This is a genomic window from Pseudomonas knackmussii B13 (assembly GCF_000689415.1).
Lineage (GTDB): Bacteria > Pseudomonadota > Gammaproteobacteria > Pseudomonadales > Pseudomonadaceae > Pseudomonas > Pseudomonas knackmussii.
Genome location: NZ_HG322950.1, coordinates 623,612 through 643,192, shown reverse-complemented (window position 1 = coordinate 643,192; position 19,581 = coordinate 623,612). Strand labels below are relative to the sequence as shown.

General features: G+C 63.2%; 17 protein-coding genes, 2 tRNA genes, 1 rRNA gene and 1 pseudogene. 3 read left to right on the top strand and 18 right to left on the bottom strand.

Translation table 11 applies throughout. From position 1 onward, the window contains the following. Positions 1 to 140 precede the first annotated feature (140 nt). The 4 genes from PKB_RS02960 to tyrS form a co-directional block, all read right to left on the bottom strand. Positions 141 to 216 (bottom strand) — tRNA-Ala (locus PKB_RS02960). A 15-nt stretch (positions 217 to 231) separates the two neighbouring features. Next, positions 232 to 308 (bottom strand) — tRNA-Ile (locus tag PKB_RS02955). 81 nt (positions 309 to 389) lie between these two features. Beyond that, positions 390 to 1,926 (bottom strand): 16S ribosomal RNA (locus PKB_RS02950). A 528-nt stretch (positions 1,927 to 2,454) separates the two neighbouring features. Beyond that, complete coding sequence (tyrS, locus tag PKB_RS02945; RefSeq protein WP_043248907.1) at positions 2,455 to 3,654, bottom strand: tyrosine--tRNA ligase; 1,200 nt, start codon at positions 3,652 to 3,654, stop codon at positions 2,455 to 2,457. 186 nt (positions 3,655 to 3,840) lie between these two features. Between tyrS and PKB_RS02940 the strand changes: the two genes are divergently transcribed. The 3 genes and pseudogenes from PKB_RS02940 to PKB_RS28920 all read left to right on the top strand — a co-directional run bounded on the left by PKB_RS02940 (position 3,841) and on the right by PKB_RS28920 (position 7,413). After that, complete coding sequence (locus tag PKB_RS02940; protein WP_043248906.1) at positions 3,841 to 5,298, top strand: peptidoglycan DD-metalloendopeptidase family protein; 1,458 nt, start codon at positions 3,841 to 3,843, stop codon at positions 5,296 to 5,298. A gap of 3 nt (positions 5,299 to 5,301) precedes the next feature. After that, the gene (locus PKB_RS02935; protein ID WP_043248904.1) at positions 5,302 to 6,390 is read left to right on the top strand and encodes an anhydro-N-acetylmuramic acid kinase; all 1,089 of its coding nucleotides are present in this window, start codon (positions 5,302 to 5,304) and stop codon (positions 6,388 to 6,390) included. Between the two features lie 104 nt (positions 6,391 to 6,494). Beyond that, positions 6,495 to 7,413 (top strand): annotated as a pseudogene (locus PKB_RS28920) (transposase). 126 nt (positions 7,414 to 7,539) lie between these two features. Here the strand turns inward: PKB_RS28920 and trpC are convergent. From trpC to PKB_RS02855, 14 genes are all read right to left on the bottom strand, one after another. Then, on the bottom strand, positions 7,540 to 8,376 hold the full coding sequence (gene trpC, locus PKB_RS02925) for an indole-3-glycerol phosphate synthase TrpC (protein WP_043248901.1): 837 nt from the start codon (positions 8,374 to 8,376) through the stop codon (positions 7,540 to 7,542). Then, positions 8,373 to 9,422: an anthranilate phosphoribosyltransferase gene (gene trpD, locus PKB_RS02920; protein WP_043248899.1), complete on the bottom strand. Its 1,050-nt coding sequence runs from the start codon at positions 9,420 to 9,422 to the stop codon at positions 8,373 to 8,375. Before trpD ends, trpC begins: the two co-directional genes overlap by 4 nt. Further along, positions 9,419 to 10,015 (bottom strand): aminodeoxychorismate/anthranilate synthase component II, encoded by a 597-nt coding sequence (locus PKB_RS02915; RefSeq protein WP_043248897.1) that lies wholly within the window; start codon positions 10,013 to 10,015, stop codon positions 9,419 to 9,421. The genes trpD and PKB_RS02915 overlap by 4 nt, the downstream gene beginning before the upstream one ends. A 481-nt stretch (positions 10,016 to 10,496) precedes the next feature. Next, entirely contained in the window at positions 10,497 to 11,021 is a 525-nt protein-coding gene (locus PKB_RS02910) for a hypothetical protein (RefSeq protein WP_052355158.1), read from the bottom strand. Positions 11,022 to 11,087: 66 nt separating this feature from the next. Beyond that, a complete protein-coding gene (locus tag PKB_RS02905) occupies positions 11,088 to 12,554 on the bottom strand; it encodes a tail fiber domain-containing protein (protein ID WP_043248894.1) in 1,467 nt (488 codons plus the stop codon). A gap of 4 nt (positions 12,555 to 12,558) precedes the next feature. Next, a complete protein-coding gene (locus tag PKB_RS02900; protein WP_043248892.1) occupies positions 12,559 to 13,074 on the bottom strand; it encodes a hypothetical protein in 516 nt (171 codons plus the stop codon). A gap of 3 nt (positions 13,075 to 13,077) precedes the next feature. Further along, entirely contained in the window at positions 13,078 to 13,611 is a 534-nt protein-coding gene (locus PKB_RS02895) for a hypothetical protein (protein WP_156957980.1), read from the bottom strand. A 7-nt stretch (positions 13,612 to 13,618) separates the two neighbouring features. After that, positions 13,619 to 14,191 carry a hypothetical protein gene (locus PKB_RS02885; RefSeq protein ID WP_043248890.1) on the bottom strand — a complete coding sequence of 191 codons (573 nt, stop codon included), beginning with the start codon at positions 14,189 to 14,191 and terminating at the stop codon, positions 13,619 to 13,621. A gap of 110 nt (positions 14,192 to 14,301) precedes the next feature. Next, positions 14,302 to 14,940 carry a glycoside hydrolase family 19 protein gene (locus tag PKB_RS02880; protein ID WP_043248888.1) on the bottom strand — a complete coding sequence of 213 codons (639 nt, stop codon included), beginning with the start codon at positions 14,938 to 14,940 and terminating at the stop codon, positions 14,302 to 14,304. Between the two features lie 13 nt (positions 14,941 to 14,953). Then, entirely contained in the window at positions 14,954 to 15,982 is a 1,029-nt protein-coding gene (locus PKB_RS02875) for a phage late control D family protein (protein ID WP_043248886.1), read from the bottom strand. 46 nt (positions 15,983 to 16,028) lie between these two features. Continuing rightward, complete coding sequence (locus PKB_RS02870; RefSeq protein ID WP_043248883.1) at positions 16,029 to 16,238, bottom strand: tail protein X; 210 nt, start codon at positions 16,236 to 16,238, stop codon at positions 16,029 to 16,031. Further along, positions 16,222 to 17,070, bottom strand: a complete 849-nt coding sequence (locus PKB_RS02865) for a phage tail protein (RefSeq protein WP_043248881.1) — start codon at positions 17,068 to 17,070, stop codon at positions 16,222 to 16,224. Before PKB_RS02865 ends, PKB_RS02870 begins: the two co-directional genes overlap by 17 nt. 65 nt (positions 17,071 to 17,135) lie before the next feature. Next, on the bottom strand, positions 17,136 to 19,103 hold the full coding sequence (locus tag PKB_RS02860) for a phage tail tape measure protein (protein ID WP_043248879.1): 1,968 nt from the start codon (positions 19,101 to 19,103) through the stop codon (positions 17,136 to 17,138). A gap of 158 nt (positions 19,104 to 19,261) precedes the next feature. Then, on the bottom strand, positions 19,262 to 19,573 hold the full coding sequence (locus tag PKB_RS02855) for a phage tail assembly protein (RefSeq protein ID WP_043248877.1): 312 nt from the start codon (positions 19,571 to 19,573) through the stop codon (positions 19,262 to 19,264). Positions 19,574 to 19,581 lie beyond the last annotated feature (8 nt).

Sequence of the window (19,581 nt, the reverse complement as noted above, 5' to 3'; positions counted from 1 at the left end):
TTGAATAATCACCAGTGAAAGAGATTATTCAGTCTACTTCTATCACATACCCAAATTTTTAAAGAACGGTTCCGGTACAAAGACCAGACATCAATGTTCCATTACCCTGAACATTCATGTCTGAACTTTCGCGACGTGGATGGTGGAGCCAAGGAGGATCGAACTCCTGACCTCCTGCGTGCAAAGCAGGCGCTCTCCCAGCTGAGCTATGGCCCCCTCTTTTCCAACGATTGGTGGGTCTGGGCAGATTCGAACTGCCGACCTCACCCTTATCAGGGGTGCGCTCTAACCGACTGAGCTACAGACCCATATAGGGTTGCCTAACCGTCGCTTTACCAGTGAATCAAGCAATTCGTGTGGGAGCTTATGAGAAAGCCGGGATCTTCGATTAAGGAGGTGATCCAGCCGCAGGTTCCCCTACGGCTACCTTGTTACGACTTCACCCCAGTCATGAATCACTCCGTGGTAACCGTCCCCCTTGCGGTTAGACTAGCTACTTCTGGAGCAACCCACTCCCATGGTGTGACGGGCGGTGTGTACAAGGCCCGGGAACGTATTCACCGTGACATTCTGATTCACGATTACTAGCGATTCCGACTTCACGCAGTCGAGTTGCAGACTGCGATCCGGACTACGATCGGTTTTATGGGATTAGCTCCACCTCGCGGCTTGGCAACCCTCTGTACCGACCATTGTAGCACGTGTGTAGCCCTGGCCGTAAGGGCCATGATGACTTGACGTCATCCCCACCTTCCTCCGGTTTGTCACCGGCAGTCTCCTTAGAGTGCCCACCATAACGTGCTGGTAACTAAGGACAAGGGTTGCGCTCGTTACGGGACTTAACCCAACATCTCACGACACGAGCTGACGACAGCCATGCAGCACCTGTGTTCCGATTCCCGAAGGCACTCTCGCATCTCTGCAAGATTCCGGACATGTCAAGGCCAGGTAAGGTTCTTCGCGTTGCTTCGAATTAAACCACATGCTCCACCGCTTGTGCGGGCCCCCGTCAATTCATTTGAGTTTTAACCTTGCGGCCGTACTCCCCAGGCGGTCGACTTATCGCGTTAGCTGCGCCACTAAAATCTCAAGGATTCCAACGGCTAGTCGACATCGTTTACGGCGTGGACTACCAGGGTATCTAATCCTGTTTGCTCCCCACGCTTTCGCACCTCAGTGTCAGTATCAGTCCAGGTGGTCGCCTTCGCCACTGGTGTTCCTTCCTATATCTACGCATTTCACCGCTACACAGGAAATTCCACCACCCTCTACCGTACTCTAGTCAGGCAGTTATGGATGCAGTTCCCAGGTTGAGCCCGGGGATTTCACATCCATCTTACCAAACCACCTACGCGCGCTTTACGCCCAGTAATTCCGATTAACGCTTGCACCCTTCGTATTACCGCGGCTGCTGGCACGAAGTTAGCCGGTGCTTATTCTGTTGGTAACGTCAAAACAGCAAGGTATTAACTTACTGCCCTTCCTCCCAACTTAAAGTGCTTTACAATCCGAAGACCTTCTTCACACACGCGGCATGGCTGGATCAGGCTTTCGCCCATTGTCCAATATTCCCCACTGCTGCCTCCCGTAGGAGTCTGGACCGTGTCTCAGTTCCAGTGTGACTGATCATCCTCTCAGACCAGTTACGGATCGTCGCCTAGGTGAGCCATTACCTCACCTACTAGCTAATCCGACCTAGGCTCATCTGATAGCGTGAGGTCCGAAGATCCCCCACTTTCTCCCGTAGGACGTATGCGGTATTAGCGTTCCTTTCGAAACGTTGTCCCCCACTACCAGGCAGATTCCTAGGCATTACTCACCCGTCCGCCGCTGAATCAGAGAGCAAGCTCCCTTCATCCGCTCGACTTGCATGTGTTAGGCCTGCCGCCAGCGTTCAATCTGAGCCATGATCAAACTCTTCAGTTCAATACTGATTGGGTTTTGAGAAAACCCTAAACTTGGCTCAGCAATCGCAAAAAACTCTCGAATTCACGAGTGTTACTTGTGATGCTGATAATCTTGCGATCACCAGTCTTAACTCACAAGCACCCACACGAATTGCTTGATTCAACTTGTTAAAGAGCGTTTCGATCAAGTCTTTCGTCTCAACCGAGGCCGCGCATTCTACAGCAGCCTTTCTTACTGTCAAGCTGTTTTTCGAAAATCTCTTTTCTACTCAACCGCTTGCGCTTTCGAGTAGCAGCGCTTCTCGTCAGCGGGAGGCGCATATTACAGCGTTGAATTTCGCTGTCAAGCACCTCAGCGATCTTCTTTCAGCCAGCCCACCGAAGCGGACAAGAGAAAGCGGCAAGCGAGTCGCCTGCCGGACCACCACTCTCAGCTCTGATTATCTGTAAGTGCTTGATTTTCAAGCTCTTTCAGCACTTCGTCGCTGGGAGTGGTGCGCATTATAGGGACTTAAAAGTGCCCGTCAACGACTTTCTGACACTTTCTTTACTCAGCCGCCAGGGTGACCTTGGCGAAAGCCTTCTTACCAGCCTGGATAACGTGGGTAGCGCCCAGCTTGCATATATAGCTGCGGTCCACAACCTGACCATCCACACGCACCCCACCGGAGCCCAGCAAGTCACGAGCGACTGCCGAGTTCTTCACCAGGCCCGCACGGTTCAGCACAGCGCTGATGGGCAGATCTTCGCCAGCGGCCACTTCCACTTCCGGCAGATCTTCCGGCAGCTCGCCTTCCTTAAGGCGATTGCCAGCTGATTTGTGAGCATTGGCCGCGGCCTCTTCGCCATGGAAGCGTGCAACGATCTCTTCGGCCAACTTGATCTTGATATCCCGCGGGTTCGCACCTGCCTCGACATCCTTCTTGAAGGATTCGATCTCATCCATCGAGCGGAAGCTGAGCAGCTCGAAGTAACGCCACATCAGCGTATCCGGAATGGAAACGAGCTTGCTGTACATGACGCCCGGCGCTTCCTGAATACCGATGTAGTTACCCAGGGACTTGGACATCTTCTTCACCCCATCCAGACCCTCCAGCAGCGGCATGGTCAGGATGCACTGGGGTTCTTGCTCATAGGCGCGCTGCAGCTCGCGCCCCATCAGCAGGTTGAATTTCTGATCGGTACCACCCAGCTCGACGTCCGCACGTAGCGCCACCGAGTCATAGCCCTGCACCAGCGGATAAAGGAACTCGTGGATGGCGATCGACTGGTTGCTGGCATAGCGCTTGCTGAAGTCATCGCGCTCGAGCATGCGCGCCACGGTGTACTGGGAAGCCAGACGAATGAAGTCGGCCGGCGTCAGCTTGTCCATCCAGGTGGAGTTGAAGGCGACCTCGGTCTTGGCCGGGTCGAGGATCTTGAATACCTGGGTCTTGTAGGTTTCGGCGTTATCCAGCACCTGCTCGCGGGTCAGCGGCGGGCGCGTGACGCTCTTGCCGCTGGGGTCGCCGATCATGCCGGTGAAGTCACCGATGAGGAAGATGACGTGATGACCGAGCTCCTGGAACTGACGCAGCTTATTAATAAGCACTGTATGCCCAAGGTGGAGATCCGGCGCGGTCGGGTCGAAACCAGCCTTGATCCGCAGCGGCTGACCACGCTCGAGCTTGGCGACCAGCTCGGCCTCCACGAGAAGTTCATCCGCCCCACGCTTGATCAGCGCCAGCTGTTCTTCGACCGACTTCATCACAGTTCCCGTTCCGTTTTTCGGTATTCAAAAAAGGGAACCAACCATACAAGATCGGGCACTAAAAACAAGTTTTGCCCGGCGTACGGGGGCTTGACGTCAAAGCCTGGGCGACAGGCTTGATTCGAAGGAAATTTGGTTATATTTTAGGCAGTTATTTCACATTCCAAAAACACCACTCACGCCATGACGCAATCGAATCAGAAAGCGCCCTACTACCCGAAGAGCCATCTGCTGGCCGCAAGCGGTGTAGCAGCGCTCCTCAGCCTGGCTCTGCTGGTGTTCCCCTCGAGTGAAGTCGAGGCGAAGAAGACCACGCTCAATCTGGAGCTGGAGAACGGTGCCGATCGCATCGTTCAGGAAAAAGACGACCTGCGAAGCACGCCGGTCACCGAGAACACCGACTCGCCCTTCGCGCAGATCGAAGGCCAGTCCGATAAAGACAGCGCCGGAAAAGACGCGGAAAAAGAAGAAAACAAAGCACTCACCGCCACCAACGAACAGAAACCTGCCACTCCCGCCGAGCCGGCCTGGAAGGGCGTGACCGTGGGCAAAGGCGACACGCTGTCTACCGTTTTCGCCAAGGCAGGCCTGCCGGCTGGCGTCGTGCATGACGTCCTGGCGAGCAGCAAGGACGCCAAGCAGTTCACTCGCCTGGACGTCGGCCATGAAGTCGAGTTCCTGGTTTCGCACAAGGGTGAGCTGGAAGGTCTGCGCATCAAGCAGAGCGATCTGGAAACCATCAGCCTGAACAAGACCGCCAAGGGCTACGTCTTCAAGCGTGACCTGGTCAAACCGGATCTGCAGACCGCCTACGCGCACGGCCGCATCGACAGCTCGCTGTTCACGGCGGGCAAGGAAGCCGGGCTGTCGCACGACCTGATCATGGCCATGGCGAACATCTTCGGTTACGACATCGACTTCGCCCTCGACCTGCGCGAAGGCGACCAGTTCGACGTGATCTACGAAAGGAAAGTGGTCAACGGCCGCCAGGTGGACACCGGCAACATCCTCGCCGCTCGCTTCATCAACCGTGGCAAGGAATACACCGCCGTCCGCTTCACCAACAAGACCGGCAACACCAGCTACTACCGTGCCGATGGCACCAGCATGCGAAAAGCCTTCATTCGCACGCCGGTGGACTTCGCTCGGATCAGCTCGCGCTTCTCCATGGGGCGTCTGCACCCGATCCTGAACAAGATTCGTGCACACAAGGGTGTCGACTACGCCGCGCCCATCGGCACGCCGATCAAGGCGACTGGCGACGGCAAGGTGGTCGAAGCTGGCCGCAAGGGCGGGTACGGTAACGCGGTGGTCATCCAGCACGGCTCGACCTACCAGACTGTCTACGGCCATATGAGCCGCTTCGCCAACGGCATTCGCTCCGGCGTTCCGGTCAAGCAGGGGCAGATAATCGGCTACGTCGGCATGACCGGCCTGGCCACCGGCCCGCACCTGCACTACGAGTTCCACGTCAACGGCCAGTATATCGACCCGCTCAGCGCCAAGCTGCCCATGGCCGACCCGCTGGCAGGCCCCGAGCGCAAGCGCTTCATGGCGCAGACCCAGCCGCTCATGGCTCGCATGGAACAGGAGAAGTCCACTCTCCTGGCCATGAACAAGCAACAACAGCAGCAGCGCTAAGCCATGCCGCTGTATCTGGGAGTGATGTCCGGCACCAGCCTAGATGGTCTGGACATCGCCCTGGTCGAGCAGAGTGACCACACCACTCTGCTCGCTTCCCACTACATCCCCATGCCCGAAGGCCTACGCGCCGATCTCCTGGCTCTATGCGCCAGCGGTCCCAACGAGATTGCCCAGAGCGCCTGCGCAGAGAACGACTGGGTTCGCCTGGCCGCCCAGGGCATCAAGGAGCTGCTGACGAATCAGCAGCTCTCTCCCGCACAGATCCGCGCCATTGGCAGCCACGGGCAAACCGTGCGCCATGAGCCGCAGCGTGGATTCACGGTGCAGATCGACAACCCCGCCCTGCTGGCCGAACTGACCGGTATCGACGTGGTTGCCGACTTCCGCCGCCGCGACGTCGCCGCCGGCGGCCAGGGCGCCCCGCTGGTGCCCGCGTTCCACGCAGCCCTGTTCGGTGATCAGCGCCAGCGCGCGGTGCTCAATATCGGCGGGTTCAGCAATGTCTCCCTGCTCGCCCCCGGGCAACCTGTACGCGGTTTTGACTGCGGCCCCGGCAACGTGCTGCTGGATAGCTGGATCCATGACCAGCGCGGCGACGCCTATGACCGCGACGGAACCTGGGCGGCCAGCGGCAAGGTGAATGACGAGCTCCTGCGCCGCTTCCTGCGCGACGACTTCTTCGCCGCTCGCGGACCGAAGAGCACCGGCCGCGAGCGCTTCAACCTGCTCTGGCTGAAGGCCAAGCTGGCCGAAGGCCCTGCCCTGCCGGCCGAAGACGTACAGGCGACGCTACTCGAGCTGAGCGCCAGCAGCATCGCCGAATCGCTGTTGCATGCGCAGCCGGACTGCGAAGAAGTGCTGGTTTGCGGTGGCGGCGCCTTCAACCCCGAGCTGATGGCACGTCTGGCTGCACACCTTCCGCGGGCCCGCGTGGGCAGTACGGCCGATTACGGCGTACCGCCGGAGTGGATGGAGGCCATGGCGTTCGCCTGGCTGGCGCATCGATTCCTCGAACGCCTGCCCGGCAACTGCCCCGAGGTTACCGGGGCGTCCGGACCACGCATTCTCGGCGCGCTCTACCCCGCCTGAGGCAGAAACAAAAACGCCGCGCAGATCAGACTGTGTGAAAACCTAGCCGTCTGAGCACAAGCCAAAGACAATGCCCGTATCGATCGATACGGGCATTGTCGTTCATGGGCTATATCCGCGGTGAAGGCCGTGATCAGGGCAGCTTGTTTCCAGTGTCGCTGGATGAGTGGGTTCCCGAAGAACATCTGGTCCGCGTGATCGAGGCCTACGTGGCGCGGCTGGATCTGCAGCGGCTGGGCTTCAGCAAGGCGCAGGCGAGCAAGGTCGGACGCCCGGCCTATGATCCGGCCGACCTGCTCAAGCTGTACCTGTATGGCTACTTCCAGCGCATTCGTTCCTCGCGCCGACTGGAAGCCGAATGTCAGCGCAATGTCGAAGTGATGTGGCTGCTGGGCCGACTGGCGCCGGACTTCAAGACAATTGCCGACTTCCGCAAGGACAATGGCGCGGCGTTTCAGGCGAGCTGTCGTGCAGTTTTGCCGCCAGATCGGGTTGCTCGGTGGTCAGTTGGTGGCCATCGATGGCAGCAAATTCCAGGCGTGCGAGGATGCGGGCATCACGGCGTATGTACCGCCGAACCGTGGCGTTAACAATCATGGCAACGGCACGGCGCTGTTCGATCGCAGCGCCTTTACCTACGACGTGGATCATGACCGCTATCAGTGCCCGGCAGGCCAGTGGCTCCTGCTCAAACAGGTACGAGGCACAGAGAGGCTTTATGCGATCGCCGGCGACTGCCGCGCTTGCCCTTTGAAGGCGCGTTGCACGAATAGCCAGCGTCGCCATCTCAGCCGTCATGCCCATGAGTCAGCTTTCGAGCGCATGCAGCAAAGCCTAAAGGCCCGGCCGGAGATGATGGCCAAGCGCCGAGCGATCGTCGAACACCCCTTTGGCAACTTGAAACAGTGGATATTCGGCAACGGCCGCTTCCTGCTGCGGCAGTTAGCGGGCGCCAAGACGGAAATGGCCCTGGCCGTGCAGGCCTACAACCTCAAGCGCGCGATTCAGGTGCTCGGCGCCTGATCGAACTGATGGCCTGAGGCTCCCCAGAAACACCAACGCCCCGAATCGGTCGGGGCGTTGGTATGGCCTCGCTCTCAGCGTGTTCTCACACAGTCTGATTCGCGGGCCTTTTTATTTTCGCGTGACTCAGTCCGGGTCGGCGCCCAGCACCACGCCACGGCGCTCGGGGAAGAACAGGCGGCGCAGCTCGGTGCCCGGCTCATCGGCGCGCATGAAGGCCTCGCCTACCAGGAACGAGTAGACCTCGCTGACTTCCATCAGCTCGACATCGGCGCGGTTGAGGATGCCGCTCTCGGTCACCACCAGGCGATCGCGCGGGATTTCCGGCAGCAGGTCGAGGGTGGTGTCCAGGCTCACTTCGAAGGTGTGCAGGTTGCGGTTGTTGATGCCGATCAGGCGGGTGTCCAGGGTCTTGAGCGCGCGCTGCAGCTCCTCGCCGTCGTGCACCTCGACCAGTACGTCGAGATTCTGCTCCTTGGCCACCGCGGCCAGTTCGGCCATGCGCACGTCATCCAGCGCCGAGACGATCAGCAGGATGCAGTCGGCGCCGATGGCACGGGCCTCGACCACCTGGTAGGGGTCGATCATGAAGTCCTTGCGGATGACCGGCAGCGAACAGGCCGCACGCGCCTGCTGCAGGTAGGCGTCGGCGCCCTGGAAGAAATCGATATCGGTGAGCACCGACAGGCAGGTCGCCCCACCCTCTTCATAGCTGCGGGCAATCTCCGCTGGCTGGAAGTTCTCGCGCAGGACGCCCTTGCTCGGCGAAGCCTTCTTCACTTCGGCGATCACCGCCGGTTGCTTGCGTGCAGCCTGCGCCAGCAGGGCCGCGGCGAAACCGCGCGGGGCATCGGCGGCGCGCGCCTGCTGCTCCAGCTCGGCGAAGGAAACACGGGTGCGACGCTCGGCGACTTCCTCGGCCTTGCGGGCCAGAATCTTCTGCAGAACCGTAGGCACAGTCACTGTGCATTCTCCTCTCGGTAAACGGCGGTGAAGGCCGCCAGTTCGTCCATCTTTTCCCGGGCCAAGCCTGTGTGCAGGGCATCATGGGCCAGCTGCATGCCTTCGTGCAGCGAGGTCGCCAGGTCCGCCGCGTACAGCGCAGCGCCAGCATTGAGCACGATCAGCTCGGCGGCTTTCTGCCCGGCCTCGGTCTTGCGACGGCCAATGGCGTCGCGGATCAGCTCCAGCGATTGCTGCGGGCTGTCCACGGTCAGGCCGATCAGGGTCTGGCTGCGGATGCCGAAGTCTTCCGGCTTCACTTCGTACTCGCGCACTTCGCCGTCCTTGAGTTCGGCAACGTGCGTAGCGGCGGCCAGGCTGAACTCGTCCAGGCCGTCACGCGAATGCACCACCAGCACGTGCTTGCTGCCCAGGCGGTTGAGCACCTCGGCCAGCGGGCGGCACAGCGCCTGGTTGAACACACCGACCACCTGGTGCTTCACGCCGGCCGGGTTGGTCAGCGGGCCGAGCATGTTGAACAGGGTGCGCAGGCCCAGCTCACGGCGCGGGCCCGCGGCATAGCGCATGGCCTTGTGGTGGACCTGGGCGAACATGAAACCCACGCCGACGCTCTCGATGCAGCGCGCGACCTGTTCGGATTTCAGGTCCAGGTAGATGCCGGCAGCCTCCAGCAGATCGGCGCTGCCGCTCTTGCCGGATACCGCGCGGTTGCCATGCTTGGCCACCTTGCCTCCGGCAGCGGCGACCACGAAGGCCGATGCCGAGGAGACGTTGAAGATGTTCGCGCCGTCGCCACCGGTGCCGACCACGTCGACCACATTGTCCAGGCTCTTCAGCTTCACGCCGTCGGCGAGTTCGCGCATGACCGACACGGCACCGACGATCTCGTCGATGGTCTCGCTCTTCATGCGCATGCCCATGAGGAAGGCGCCGATCTGCGCGTCGGTGCAGCCACCCGTCATGATCTCGCGCATGACCGCCTGCATTTCCTCGGTGGTGAGGTCGAGCTGGTTGACGACCCGATCGAGGGCTTCCTTGATGTTCATGCGCGCACCCCGCCCTGCTGCTTGAGGAAGTTGGCCAGCATCTCGTGGCCCTGCTCGGAGAGTATGGATTCGGGGTGGAACTGCACGCCCTCGACGTTCAGGGTCTTGTGGCGCAGGCCCATGATTTCGTCGACCGAACCATCTTCGTGGGCGGTCCAGGCGGTGATTTCCAGGCAGTCCGGCAGGGTTTCGCGCTTGACCACCAGCGAGTGGTAGCGGGTCTGGGTCAGCGGATTGTTCAGGCCGGCGAAAACGCCCTGGTCAATGTGGTACACCAGGCTGGTCTTGCCATGCATGACCTGGCGCGCACGCACCACATCACCGCCGAAAGCCTGGCCGATGGACTGGTGGCCCAGGCAAACGCCCAGCAGCGGCAGCTTGCCGGAGAAGCGCTCGATCACCTCGAGGGACACACCGGCTTCGTTGGGCGTGCACGGACCGGGCGACAGGACGATGCGCTCGGGATTCAGCGCGGCGATCTCGTCGACGCTGAGCTCGTCATTGCGAATGACGTGGATATCGGCCTTCAGCTCGGCGAAGTACTGCACCAGGTTGTAGGTAAAGGAGTCGTAGTTGTCGATCATCAGCAGCATGTCTGCTCGAACCTCGTGATTGCACTGCTTTCGATTCGCGCCATCGGCGTGCCCGGTAAGGACCAGAGGGTAGCTGGTGCAGTCCGGCATTATGCCAGGGGACGGTGGAGACGCGGGAAAAGGACCGGCGCAAGGCCGGGAAAGAAGGAATCAGGCGCGCCAGCGCCAGCGGGCGAATGCCTTGAGGAGGGAGGTGATGATGCTGCGGAGGTGGATCACTGTTGCGGTCTCGTCTAGCGATTGGCGGAACATAGCCCACCGGGCACTCCAGGCGCAACTTCGCGCCATTGCGGCGCGACCGGCGAATCTCGGACGTATGCGGGGATTTGAAGGGTGAGCGGCAAGAGCAGGTCCGACTGCTCCCTGCCACAGCCGGAGATTGACGCCTTGCAGGCGACAGACCCGGCTGCATTGCACCTGCGAAGGACGGGGCCGCGAGAATCGAACCTTTCGTCATCTCGATCGGCGCGGACCCTCGCTGCTACTTCGCCGGCGATGAACACGCCAGCAACTCGGTCTTCCGCGCGCTATCCGAAGTCGTCCCGAACCAGAAAGCCATGACCACGCCCCAGGCGGTGGACAGGCTGCCGAGCATCAGCAGCAGCGCCTGCGAATCGGCGACATGCAGGACGCCCAGCATCATGCCGGCCAGGATGGCGAAGTAGCCGAAGGTCACGATGATCGACAGCGCGGCAGGCACCCAGGAGCGCTGGGCGATCTGCATGGCCCTGGCGTCCTTGCGGTCGCCCGAGGCCAGCGTTTCCAGATCGGTGACTTGCTTGAAACCGAGGGCCTGCATCTGCAGCGCGAAGGCTTGGTCGGCTTGCTTGACGGCCAGCAGTTGCTCGGGCGTTGCGCCAGAGAGGGCCTGCTTCACCGCTTCCGCCGTCTTGTCGGAAAGGCCCATGGCGCTGGCTGCAGCGTCGACTGCGAGTCCCCCGAGCGGACCGCCAAAGGCACTGCCGATCCAGGGAGCCAGGGTTTTCAGAACAGCCTGCCACTCCATCACTCCACTCCCATGACAAGGCGGCACAAACTTGCGCGAGCGCATATGTTGATGGCCTGACGGCGATCAGGCGCCCTTTGAAGCTGCGCGCTCAAGAGCAGCAAGGCGCCCCTCCATCAAGCACATACTCTCGGCCACGCCACGAAGGATGAACTGGTTGAGTTCGTCGTAGCGCAGGGAATAGCGATCCTCGGCACGACGGCCCGGTATAACTACCGCTCCTTGCTCATCCAGGACATCGGGGACTGCATCCACGCTGTCGTAGCAGACCGCGCCATAGGCGAACGGATCGAGCCCCTCAGCCTCGAAGCACGACATGATGAATTGCACAGTTTGGCCGCAGTGCCAGCGAGCCATTTCCTCGCCCTTCTTCTCGATGGCTTCTAACCACTTGAAGAAACCAATCTCGCCAACCAGACGTATCGCAACTTTCAACTCGGACGGCGAGAACATCCTCACCGGGGTCTTCTCGCGCTGATCGGACGTCTGAATGGTACCGTTTGCCGCATACACCGCAGACCATCGACCAAGCGCCCACCCACAAGCAACCGCGTTATCAGAGTTTGGTGCGAACAGGTTCAGCGAGACTCCCGGGAAGTTGCCAACAGCTATACCCACGCCGCTCGCCGTTTCCCGAAACTGCGCTGTACGATTCCCGCTCCCATCGACAACTCGAGTGATAAGTGCATACCCACCGCCACTAGAATTTCCTTGGATGTACGTATCACCCAGAAAGTTGACGTCACCGTTATTGCTGAAGCTATGAGTAATGGCTGACTCAGCTTGGTTCAGCACCTCCAGTCCGTTGCCGCTGTTCACCCGAAAGGCCCGACGCTGAGACGCCGATGCATTCTGCATACGCAGATAGCCTGCATATGTCGAATTTGTACTGATTGCCCTGAACGTACCATCCGTAGAGACCGCCGCTCGCAAGGCTCCGTTGAGATAGAACCCGATATCACCTGGAGTCCCGCTACCTACGACCGTATTGGAAATGCGAGTCTCGGCACCGACCTGCTGGAACTGGCCAATCGTGGAACTATCCGGATTGGACGAGCTATAGGCGTTGAGCCCGGAAGCCGAAGCAGTTCCGGTTGGAATAGTGCCGACTACGGTGTTGCTGTTCGCAGCCGAGCTCTGCAACAGCGTTCGCGAGGAGTGCGTCGCGTTGATGAAGTCACCGTAGATGCGGCCACCAGTTCCCCAGCTCGCTGTTGCAAGGGCGTTCAGGTTGGTGATGTCGGCGTTGCTGCCTGACGCCGCCTTCCCGTTCAGCTGGGCCTGCAATTTGCCCAGCGCCACCAGCACGCTGTCAGTAGCCGCGACAGCCGTGCTCACGGCGGGGGCGGTACTCAGTCCAGTCAGCACCGCCGAGCGCACTGCTGCCCCGAGGTCCTGCCAGGTCTTGTCGCCCCGCCAGAACTGAGCCGCCGTGCCAGAGGTGATGGGCGGCTCGGCGCCAGCGAGGGTGTCACCGCTTGGCAGTTCGGCGGGCGTGCCGCCGTTGCTGTAGAGGGGTCTGCGCTGGGCCATGTCGTTACGCCAGGATGATCGGTTGACCGAGTTCGACGTTCACCGAAGTGGCCGCCACCGCAACACCGACCTTCTGCTGAATGTTGCCCGTGGCAGTCGGCGGAGTGGCCACGCCTTTGCCGGGGGTAGATGCACTCAGCCAGACGTCGCCCGGAGTCATCCCGCTGACCTGGGTGTTGGTGCCCTCGAAGTACACGGTCGCTGCCGTACCGGAAGTCACCGCTGCCAGGACGAAGCCGTGCGCCTGCTTGGCAACGCCGCCCGAAGCATCGGCCTTGCGCACCGCAAAGGCCGAGGCGTTCGACCAGATGTTGACGTAGTCACCGGCGGCCAACGCTTCGCTTGCGGTAACCACGGCGGTATCGGCGCCCAGGCCGACCGGCATCATCGAAGTGTCGAGGCGGCCGCTGGCATCCAGCGCCGGGATATCCCCGGCGCTCGCGGCGCCCGCGGAGATCTGGGTGGCAGCGACCTCTTGCAGGTTGCCGTTGTTGTTCATGAGGAATTTGTCACCAGCCATCTTTTAAGCCTCCAGCGTGATCGCCACGCCCATGTCGAGAAAAACAGTCGTCGCATTCATGGCGAAGCCGACGACCAGGGAAAATGCCGCGTCCTGCGGCAGGGATTGGGTGAGCTGGCCGTCGTGCCCGAGAAATACCGGCCCGTCGTTCCACGACCAGCCCTCGAACGCCACCTCGCCGGAGCGCTGGATATCCACCGGATCACCGGCTTCTGCCGCCCCCAGCGTCATGCCTAGCGTGTTGCCGCGATTGGCCAACTGGCTGCAGTCGGCGTAAGTGACAGCGGTGCCATCGGTCGAGAAGACGAGACGGTGGCCACTCAGCGGAACGGCCGCGACCTTCTGCAGCGCACTTCCGCCGGCAGGTCCGGGAACGCCTTTCGGCCCGGGCGGCCCCTGCTCACCGACGGTAATCACCGTCAGCTCGGCGCCAGCGGAAACGGTCACCGCGCATTCGTTGATCTGCTCGAGCACGAGCGCGGGCGCGTCGCCTTCGACGGCCACCGCCCAGGGCTCGGTCTGCTCCACGTCGTTCATGCTCACCTCACTGCTCGACCGTTACCGGGCCGCGGAAGAACCGCGACACCGAGCCATCCGGGAAGGTGACGTCAAGGTGGTACCAGCCGGAGGTCCAGCTGATTGCCGTGGTGTCCTCGGCATCCAGTTCAACCACCAGGGTTCCTGGCGCGCCGGCACTGATGCCGTGGCCCGTGGCGAGGCTGAACAGTTCGTTGCCGCCGTCCTCGCGCTCGCGGATCACCAGGCGCGCCGTGGCGCCGCTGAGGTCCACCGGCGGCTGGTAGATCAGCTGCCCGCCGGCTGGCGAGAGGCCAATGCCGCTCAGGCTGTTGATCTCCAGCGTGTCCGCGTCGATCACCTCGGCACGGTGGGCGAGCTGGCGACCGGGTACGCGATTGAGCTCCGGGAATCCGGAAACCCCGGCGACCCAGACCAGCCAGTCGCCGAGCAATTGGTGCCCCGGCACGGTGAGGCGCAGGGGCGCGCTCGGGGCGATGGCTGAGATGTCGCGGTACTCACGACGAGGCTGCATGAAGCGCCGGGTGTCGCGGTAGGTCGCCCCACGGATCAGGTTCAACGGCATCAGGGCCGGTTGCATATCGGTTGACTCCTCGAGTGAAGGGCTGTGCCACGGGCGAGCACGGCTGCCGGCGTCACCTTTCGGTGGCCGGTTCGTGGTCGCGGATTGCGCAGCGGAAGATTCGTTGCCTAACGCGCCGGTGCCGGCGGGATCGCCAGCAGCTCTTGCGCTCTTTTCCACAATTTCAGGCGCTCCGCCTGGCCGGTCAGGCCGCCGTTGATGCGTCGGGTGATGTCCTCGAAACGCCCGCCGTCAGCCAGCTCATTGAGCCCGGCAGCGGACCACCACCAGGCTGCCGACTCGCAAGCCCAGCGCGGCTCCGCGAGCAGTTGCGGCGCGGCCTCGAACGGCTGGCCCAGGCCATCGCCGACGCGCCGGTAGTTGGCCCGGCCGGTGACCTGCAGCAGGCCGCGACCTCGGTATAGCCAGCCGTCTCCGGAAGCTTCGTCGCCGTTGCCGTTGCGCCCGGCGTACACCTGGTTGGCGATGGCTGGCGGCTGATACGCCAGTTGATTGGCCAGGGCCGTCGGCTTGCCGGCGGCGTTGCGAAAACGCCGCGGCCAGGTGTCGGCCAGGCCCTGGGCGCTGTAGGCGAGGCTTTCCACCCAGCGCGTCAGGCCGGCGCTTTCGTGGCCGACCTGGGCGAGGAAGGCGGCCTGGCGGATCGCCGTGTCCACTCCCCTTGCCTGCATTGCCGGCAGCAGCCAGGGCAGCAGTGGCGCCGCCTTGGGGAAGAGTTGAAGCAGTTGCTCCGCGGTAATGCTCATGCGTTCGCCTCCCTCATCGGCCGCTCGCCTGTTTCGGCTGGGTCGCGCCCGCCAGCGCCTTGCCATCGGCGCCGCCGTTGCAGGTGACGCTGGTGCGCCAGCCGCCGCCGTCGAACTGGTGCTCCACCGACTCGCAGAGGTAGTCGCCGTCCAGGCCGTTCTTGAAGGCGCTGAGCCGCAGCCTGCGCTCGGCGAACAGGTCGGCGCGTCCGGGCATCTGCAACTGCACGCTGGCGCTGGCGCGATTCAGCGCCGCGAGGCGGGATTTCGCGGCCTGCACGGCAGCGGCGCGATCGGCGTAGGGATGGCGCTCGGTGTAGATGGCCGTGACGTCCTCGGGCACCTTGGGGTTCTTCAGCTCGAATTGGCGCGTGCCCCCGCTGGCCAGGTCCGGATAGAGGGTGCGCACCGCCTTGTAGACGCTGCGGTCGTCGAAGCGGATGGAGAAGCTGCTGACATCCATCGGCATCAGCACCAAGGGCTCGATTGGCTGGCCGCTGGCGCTCTGCCCGGACTCGCGGGGCAGGACCAGCAGCTGGCCGTCGGCAACCTTGGCGGTGCAGTCGTACTGCTTGGCCAGGCGGGTGATGAAGTTGTAGTCCGACTCGATCATCTGCTCGGCACGGGCGATGGACACCTGTACCGGGCAATGCGCGCCCCAGCCGTTGCGCGCAGCCAGCTCGCTGACGATGTACGCCAGGCTCACGTTCTCCCAGGCGGCGCAGCGGCCGCTCTTGGCCTCGCCACGCATGTCGCTGGCGCGGCCGCTGAGGGTCAGTTTCCTGGGCGGCCCCGAGCAGGCGACAGTGTCGACCTTGTAGCGGCCCATGGGCGTCAGCTCCTGGCCCTGGTAGCCGAGGAGTACATCGAGCAGCGCGCCGCGCCGGGGCAGCTCGATCTCGCCGTCGCGGTCATCGAGGACCAACTCCAGGGTGTCGGACGTCTGGCCCGTCTTGTCGCTCAGCGTCAGGCTGAGCAGGCGCGCACTGAGCAGCTTGGTGATGTCGTTGCCGTCGGCGATCAGGCGAAAGGTCGGTTGCACGTTCGGGCCTCCGGAAAGAAAAGACCCCGCCGGAGCGGGGTCGGGGTCAATCCCACAGGCGAACCTGTGGACTGCTGGGCGCGGCGGGCAGCTCGGGTAGCGCGATGAGCAACCCGGCCGGCAACGGCTGCGGCTCGTCGGCCAGGCCGGGGTTGGCGTCCAGGGTCGCCTCCAGGGTGCCGAGCAGGTGGCCGTAATGTTGCTGGCAGAGGCTGTCCAGGCAGTCGCCGTCCGCGGTTCTACAGATCGTCGCCATAGCGGGTGAACTCCAAGGTGAATTCCTGGCTGCGCGGCGTGCCGTCGTTCAGCAGGCTGCTCTGGTTCTCGGTGATACGGGTGATGCACCAGTTGCCCAGCAACTGCTCCGAATTGCCGTTGCTGGTGCGCGACAGGCTTAACGGCACGCTGAGCGTCGCCATGTCGCGCAGCTTCTGAACCTGCCCGACGCCGGCGCCCAACAGGGGCGCGATGGTGCCACTCAGGGTCAGGGTTTCCGCGCCCTGTCCGGTGAACTGCAAGGCCGGGCTCAAGCCCAGGCGCGGCTGGGCAGCCCAGCTGTATTGGGTGTCGCGCACCAGCTTGTCGAAGGCCGCGGTGCTCAGGTTGAAGTAGAAAGCGCTGGCGGTGGGCGCGAGCGGACGCATCACCAGCAGGTGCGGGCTCGCCGTGATCGCCGCCGGCTCCGGGACGCTTGCACCCGCCAGCCAGGCACTGGGGATGATGTCGCCCATTGCCGGGCTGATCGCCCCGGCCAGCTTGTTGATCGCCTTGCCGACGAGCTGCGCCTGGTTCTTCAGCTTGTCGATGCGCTCGTCGAAGTCGTGCAGCTGGCGCTCGGCCTTGCTGAAGACGCCCACGACCTTATCCAGCTTGGCGTTGGCCTGGTCGATGCCGCGCATCACGCGCTGCAGTGCGCTCGATACGTCCGGTGGCAGGCCGAGCTGCTTTTCCAGCTCGGCGGTCGCCGCCTGCAATTCGCCGATGGCAGCGTCCACCGGCGAAACCTTCTTGCTCAGGTCCTGGTGCCTGCTCTCGATGGCCTCGCCGATGGATTTCAGCGCGGCCTGTAGTTGCTCCGTGTAAGCCATGTCGGCTCCTCTTGGTCAGTCGGCCTGCTCCCAGGTCCGAGCGCTACCCGGCGCGCCGGGAAGGCTCAGGCCAGGGGCAGGTCCCACAGGCTGTCGTTGCGCTGCCGGGCGCTGAAGTCGTCCAGCAGCCGGCGCAGTTGCGGCAGCAGTTGCTCGGCCAGCATGTGCGGCTCGAACAGGCCGCCGTCGACGTTCACGCTGATCTGCGGAGCGAAGTTCCAGTTCTGCACCGGTGGCGAGGTCGGTTGCGCAGTTGGTTGCGAGACGCCGGCTGGAGCGGAATCGCTGTGCTTGTCGATCCAGCCGCCGATCAGGCTGCCGCCCCAACTGCCGACCCGCTCGCCGAGCACGCCGCCAAGGGCGCCCCCGACCGCAGTGCCGAAACCGGGGGTGAGCAGCACCGAACCCACGGCTGCGCCCAGCGCCGTGCCGATCACGCCGCCCGCTGCTTCGCCGTAGCCTTTGCCTTTCTGCTGCGCATTGCCGTCGCTGGCGTAGGTCTGCGCCGCACCCAGCAGGGCGAGCCCGACGCCGAGCGGCCCCGTGCCATGCCGCAGCAGGCGACCGGCCCGAGCGAGTCGCGCGCCGTCGTTGCCAGCGGCATCCAGCACGGCCGGCATGGCGCCGCCAACGCTCCCCGCCGATGGCCCCGTACGCAGGGCGATCTCCGGAAGCAATGAGCCGACCTTGCCGTTCCGCCAACCGAGCACGCCGCCCCGAACCAGGTCGAACGCACCGCGGCCCAGACCGTAAAGCGCTTTGCCCCCCTTGTAGGCAGCAAAGGCTCCGACCAAACCCTCAACCACCCGCGGGTGCTCATCGACCACACCCTTGGCCTGGCGGAGAAGGTCCGTTCCGCTGTCGAGCGCTTTGCCGAACAGCGGGTCGTCGGTGAAAGCGCCACCGATGCTGCCGAGCAGCTCTTCGCTCGCCTGGCTAGCTGCATCGATCCGGGCAGCGATGGTCGCGTTGCGCAGCGCCAACACCTTGTCGACCGTTGCATCGGCTTGCGTTGTGCTCGTCAGAAATGCCTGGAACTGCTCTGTCGCGTCTTTGCCCCGTGCATGCGAGGCCAGACTTCCAGTAGTCGGATCGACCTTGAGCCAATCCGTCACCTTGGCTACAGCACCCGCTGGCGTCGCGCCCTGGCGGACCTGCAGCTCCAGCATGGCGCCCAAGCGCGCCAGCGCCTGCAGTCCCTCCCCCTTCTTCGGGCGGACCTTCTCCAGCAACTGCGGCAGTTGCCGGGCCAGGTCCGCCGCCTCGAATTCACCGTTCTTCCCGAGGTTGCTCAGCGCATCCAGGGCCTTGCCGATCTCCCCCGGAGTACCGAGCCCCGCCCGCACCTGCAGGCCACGCAGCAAGGTGGCGGTGTCGCCGATGTCGGCGCCCTGGCTACGGACGAACTTGGCGGCCAGCGGCAGCAGGTTCTGCGCATCGCCCGGCTGCATGCCACTGCCCATCAGCGCTTCCAGCAACGAGGCGCTGTCGCCGCGGCTCATGCCGCTCTGCCGGGCGCTCGCTTCGACGCCCTGGGAGAGTTGCCGCTCCTGGTCGGTCCCGGCGATACCGGCTCGAATGGCCAGACCACGGATGCGGTCCTGGTAGTTGGCGGCTATGCCGATCGGTACGGCCATCGCACCGGCAAACTTGCCCAGCTCGCCCACTCGCCTTCCGGCCTGCTCCAGCTGCTGCCAGCCGCGCGCCCGCAATTCACTGCCGCGAACGCTTTCGCCCAGGCGGTCATAGAGCTTGGACAGGTTGCGCACCTCCAGGCCCTGGCGCTTGAGCAGCGCAAGATTGCTCTCCAGGTTCCGCAGCGTAATGCTCGCACCGGCATCGCCGATGCGGTGCAGCTGCAGGTATTCCTGCTGCAGGCGGCGCGTCTCGCCGACGAATCCCTGCAAGTTGAAAGCGCGCTCGCTGTCACGCCGCAGCGCTTCCACACGGTCCTTGGCATCCGCCATGACCGCTCCGAAACTGGCGTCGAGCACCCCGCCGAGTACGACGGTGATCTTCTGTTGTTCGCTCATCGCTCATTCCTTCCGTAAAGGAGGAAACGGCGCCCCGCGGCGCCGCCTCCATGCCTCAGGCACCGTCCTCGCCGAGCCACCAGAGCAGGTCGCCCTGGTGCATGCCGTCGAGGTCGGCGGCGCCGAAACCCAGCTCGCGGGCCAGGCGCCGCGCCAGCTCACGCATCCGCGTCGGGCTCGTCGCCGTCTTCGCGCACCAGGCGAAAGTAGGCGTTCTGCAGCCGCTGGTAGTCGCTGAGCTTGAGGCCCTCCAGGTCCTGGGCGCTGACCTGCGCCAGCGAGGCGAACAGCTGCAGTTCGCGCTCCTCGGCATCGCCACCGACACGGGTGGCCAGGCGGATGTCGCGCACGGTCGGCGCGCGCAGGGTCAGGCTGTCGACGCTCACGCCGTTGCATTGCGCGGGGCGCGATAGACGCACGGTCGCGGCGTCGGCGCCGAGGCTGAGCCAGACCGGTTGTGCTTGAGTCATGGCGTGCT